Genomic DNA, 4774 nt, shown 5'->3' with positions numbered 1-4774 from the left:
AAGATCAATCCATTCGTCATCGTCGCCGGGCGGCTCGCCGCTCATCAAAATAACCATTTTTAAATTCCTGCTGGCCGTGGCGCAGGCCGCCTGCACGCCCGCCGACGATGACGAATGGATTGATCTTCGTCCGGAGGGGCTGGGGGAGCAGGCGACAGCCTATCTGCAAAAACACTACGACGCCTTTTTCCTCTACGGCGATCATCCGTTTCTGCAGTTCAAAGCCTGCGAAGAAGCGCAGCTCAAGCCCTACGGAACCGTCATGCCGGAAGTGGCGTCGGGCAATACCTCGTGGCTTTCGCATCAGCAGCTTGAACCGGCGCTCTCCGACGCCGACAAGGCGCTGCTGCTGCTTGAGCAGATGTCCCTCTGCCTCGGCGGAAAAAAGCCGTACAACAAGCTCGTGCTTACGCCGGGCTACGAAAAGAAGCCGAGCGGCAGACCTGGCCCGGCCGTCTGCTTCGCGGGACTTCTGCATTCCTTTCTTCTGGGCGACTCGCTGCTGGAAACGCTGTGGCTCAATCTGCTCACGCAGGAAGACATCGAGGGGCAGAGGCAGTGGGAGAACGGCCTCGGCGTGCCCCCGTGGGAACGCATGCCGCAGGGCGAAGACTGCCCCGCGGCGCAGGCGCTCAAGACCAGCCTCATGGGCAGGCTCGTGCCGCTGGCGCGCTTCTGCCTGCTGGACGACAACGGTCTGCGCTTTACCGAGGGCATCGTGCATCCCGACTATCTCTCCGGCATGACGGATCCCTCCGCCGCCGTGGACGCCTCCAAGAGCAAGCCCCGCATGCTGTGGGTCGATCCGGAAAAACGTCCCTGGCGTCAGCTTCCGGCGCTTCTTTCGTTTCTCGACGCGCAGGAAAACCGCGCCGGATTCTACTGCCTCGGGCTTCAGACCGGTCTGAACCGGGTGAAAACGTACCGGAGCATCTGCGGCATTCAGGAGGTGGGCGTGTGGAGCGGCGGCGTCAAGGTAAGCAGCCAAGCGGGCGAACAGTACCTCACCGGCAAGGATGACGAACTGGAATCGGAATACCGGATACGGACCGACAAACTCCGGGGGTCCTGGTTCCGGGCCTTCAGCGCGCTGATGGAAGAAGCGGAAAAGCGGGCGAAAACGCTCTACAGCGCGGTGTACAAGTACGGCAAGGACTTGAAGCTGGACGACAAGAGCGCCGGAGGAGTGGCGGCCGAAACCGCCGGTCTTTTCTGGCAGATGGCGGAACCCGACCTGCCGGAAATCATTGCCGGCTGCGAAGACGAGAAGGCACGCGCCGCTCTGCTCGGCCGCTGGTACGGCGCCATGCTCATGCTTTACGACAACGCCTGCCCCCACGACACCGGAAGACAGGTGGAAGCGTGGTGCAAACATCGCCCGCTGTTCCGGGAGAACACGCCTATGAAAAACGTTGAATGCCGATACGCCGAGTTTTTGGCATGGATTGCGGACAGGCTCGGCCCCACGCCCCGAGTGCGGGACACGGGCGCCGTCGCCCGTCTCAAGCGGGCCGACAGCAGCGAACGACTCGCCGTGCAGTCATGGGAGCTGCTCATACGCCACGGCGTGGCCGACGAGGATTTCGCGCCCTGCCTCGCCGTTGTTGCGCCGCTGTGCCGCAGAGACGATCCTGAGGACGGCAAGGCCTCACTCGGGCGGGCGCTGGTCTCCTGCTTCGAGGACAAGGATCAGGGAAGCTCGCGTCTGCGCCGTCTTCTGAACTGCAACGATCAGGATCAGCTTTGCCGACTGCTGCGTCCGCTGCTTTCCTTCATTGATTCCAAGGCCAGGGAAAAGCTCTCCTACTTCCGTCTGCTGCAGGAAGTGCTCGCCTTTCGCTCTCCCGTCATGCGCGAGGAAATCAAACGCCGCTGGGCCGAAGCCTACTGGTGGGAAAGCGGCGGCGAAAAGACGGAAACTTCCGGAGACAAGGCATGATGTACGTCAGTCAGTATCTTCTTTCGCTGCGCGACTGCCGCGCCCTGCGCCTGACCGACAGCTATTCGCTGCACCGGGCCGTGTACGGACTTTTTCCGGACGTGCGTCACGGCGCTCCCGGCTCAAGCGGCATACTCTTTGCGGACAAGGGCGGAAGTCTCGGCATGCGCCGCATTCTCGTGCTTTCCGACAGGGAGGCGCAAACGCCTGCCTGCGGACGACTCGAAAGTCGCGCGCTTCCCGAGGGATTTCTCGATTTTTCGGAATACCGCTTTGAAATCATTGTGAATCCTGTGTGCAAAAGCCGTGCGAGCGGCAAGCGCGAGGCTGTGCGCGGACGCCCCGCCGTGGAGGCGTGGTTTCTGAAAAAAGCGCCGTCCTGGGGCTTTCAGCCCGCTCAGGAAACCGTGCAGGTGGCGGACATCGCCGTTGACGTGTTCGACAAGGGCGACAAGCGCGTCACCCTGGGCAAGGCCCGCGTGACGGGCATCCTGGCCGTGACGGACAAGGAACGATTCCGCCTCAGCTTTACCCGCGGCATCGGACACGGCAAGGCCTTCGGCTGCGGTCTTTTGCAGCTCTCCCCCCTGCTTTTCCGCTAGGCTCTCCGGCCGTCGAAGAGTCGAACATTTTTCCTCCGGCGTCATCCGGCAAGGGCGGATGCGCCTCCAAACGAAGAAGGAAACATCATGAACGCTCTCAAAGGTTATCGTATCGAATTCCACATTCTGCAGTCCTTCCCCGTCACCTGCCTGAACCGCGACGACGTGGGCGCGCCCAAAAGCGCCGTTGTGGGCGGCGTTGTCCGCGCGCGCGTGAGCTCCCAGTGCTGGAAGCGGCAGGTGCGTCTCACGCTGCAGGAACTCGGCGTGAAAACCGCCCTGCGCACCAAGCAGGTGGCCGACATACTTGCGCGGGCCTGCCTGAACGCCGGAGCCGACGCAGAAAAGGCCCGCGCTTTTTCCGAAGCGCTGGCCAACACGCTCGTGGACGACACGCTTCTTTTCTTTTCGGAAAGCGAAGCCCGCGCCATGGCCGAATTCGCGCTCGCGAGCGACTTTTCCGTAGAGGCGGTCATCAAAAAGAACTCCCTTTCCGCCGACTTCAAAAAAATCCACAAGAAATACTTCCATCCCGCCGAAGACGGGCTGGACATTGCGCTTTTCGGCCGCATGGTGGCGCAGGCTCCCGAGCTCAACGTGCCTGCCGCAGCCAGCTTTGCCCACGCCATTTCCACGCATCGGGCCGACAGCGAAGTGGAATTCTTCACCGCGCTCGACGACGATCCCATGGGACTGATCGCACAGGGGTCGGCGCACATGGGCAGTCTGGAATTCAATTCCGCCACCTACTACCGCTACGTGAGCCTCGATCTCGGGCAGCTGGCGGAAACGCTGGAAGGCTGCGGTCTTGCCCACGCGGTGTCGAGCTTCGTCAAGGCGCTCTATCTGGCCGTTCCCTCGGCGCGTCAGACCACGCAGACCGGCCTGCATCTGTGGGATTACGCCCGGGTGCTTGTCCGCAAGGGGCAGGGCATGCAGGCGAGCTTCGACGCCCCCGTGCTCCCGCAGGAGGGTTATCTCAAGCCCAGCATCGCCGCGCTCGACGAGGCCATAGCCCGTCAGGAAAAACAGGCGGGCTCGCTCTACGGCAAGCAGGCCGAGTTCACCTTCGGCAGGGCCGATGCCGAAATCTCCATCGACGAGCTTGCCGAAGGACTGGCGTCCTTTGCGAAGCCCTTTGAGGCGCAGGCATGAGAACGCTGCTTCTCTGGCTGGAAGCTCCCCTGCAGTCGTGGGGAGCCGGCTCCCGCTACGGCAGACGCGACACGCTCCCCTTTCCCACCCGCTCCGGCATACTCGGCCTGCTGTGCTGCGCCATGGGACGGGGAGGCGAACAGCGCGAATGGCTGGCCGCCATGAAGCCCCTGCCCCAGACCGTCACGGCCTTCGCGCGCCTGAACCGCCGGGGCAAGGTGGAACGGCAGCCGCTTCTGCAGGATTTCCACATGGTGGGCAGCGGCTACGACGCCGCCGACCCCTGGCAGGACATGCTCGTTCCCAAGAAGACGGACGGCAAAAGACCGGTCGGCTCCGGCGCGAAGCTGACGTATCGGTACTATGTTCAGGACATGGCCTATGCCTGCGCGCTGGCCGTGCCGGAGAGCATGGAAGGCGAAATAGCCTCGGGCCTTTCGTCTCCGGCATGGCCCATCTGCCTCGGACGCAAGAGCTGCGTTCCCACGGACATCGTGTTCCGCGGCTTTTTTGCAGACGACGATGAGGCGCAGCAGTGCGCCGCCGCCATTGCAGAAAAAAAGCATCGTCGGGCGCTGTTCAAGGTACTGCCGGGCCAGCGCGAGGATGGAATGACCATGTCGCTCAACGACGTGCCCGTTCACTTCGGCCTGTACAAGAAATACGAAGACAGAACCGTTACGATCATCGACCTGCCGCAGGAGTAAGCCGCCCGCCTCCCCGGAAACGGGGAGGCGGCAGCCCGGAAAAGAGGCGCAGAAAAGGCGGACTCTCTTGCCCCGTGTCGAAAAAAGGTCAATAATATGTCAGCGTCTTCCCCACCCGCGTGGGGGTGTTTCCTGCACCTGATTGGATTGAAGCACAGAAGTGTGAGTCTTCCCCACCCGCGTGGGGGTGTTTCTTGCCCGCTCCAGCTGGACATTGTAGAGCGTCTGGTCTTCCCCACCCGCGTGGGGGTGTTTCCCCGCCTCGAAGAGCTCGAAGATCAGATCATGTAGTCTTCCCCACCCGCGTGGGGGTGTTTCTCAGGCTTTGAATAGTCCTGCTTCTGCTCGTGTGTCTTCCCCACCCGCGTGGG

At 62.5% G+C, this 4774-nt stretch carries 5 protein-coding genes; all 5 read left to right on the top strand.

Going from position 1 to position 4774, the window contains the following annotated elements; all coding sequences use genetic code 11:
* On the top strand, nucleotides 1-1939 hold a 1939-nt coding region (gene casA, locus ACZM96_RS09645), incomplete at its 5' end, for a type I-E CRISPR-associated protein Cse1/CasA (protein WP_489488794.1).
* Nucleotides 1936-2541 carry a type I-E CRISPR-associated protein Cas6/Cse3/CasE gene (cas6e, locus tag ACZM96_RS09640; protein ID WP_489488793.1) on the top strand — a complete coding sequence of 202 codons (606 nt, stop codon included), beginning with the start codon at nucleotides 1936-1938 and terminating at the stop codon, nucleotides 2539-2541. The genes casA and cas6e, both read left to right, overlap by 4 nt.
* 87 nt (nucleotides 2542-2628) lie before the next feature.
* Complete coding sequence (gene cas7e, locus ACZM96_RS09635) at nucleotides 2629-3696, top strand: type I-E CRISPR-associated protein Cas7/Cse4/CasC (protein WP_489488792.1); 1068 nt, start codon at nucleotides 2629-2631, stop codon at nucleotides 3694-3696.
* Nucleotides 3693-4403: a type I-E CRISPR-associated protein Cas5/CasD gene (gene cas5e / locus ACZM96_RS09630; protein WP_489488790.1), complete on the top strand. Its 711-nt coding sequence runs from the start codon at nucleotides 3693-3695 to the stop codon at nucleotides 4401-4403. The genes cas7e and cas5e overlap by 4 nt, the downstream gene beginning before the upstream one ends.
* 162 nt (nucleotides 4404-4565) lie before the next feature.
* A complete protein-coding gene (locus ACZM96_RS09625; RefSeq protein WP_489488789.1) occupies nucleotides 4566-4694 on the top strand; it encodes a hypothetical protein in 129 nt (42 codons plus the stop codon).
* Nucleotides 4695-4774 lie beyond the last annotated feature (80 nt).

The organism is Mailhella sp., from assembly GCF_057866825.1.
Note: the sequence above shows the minus strand (reverse complement) of the source record. Positions and strands in the feature narration are given on the sequence as shown.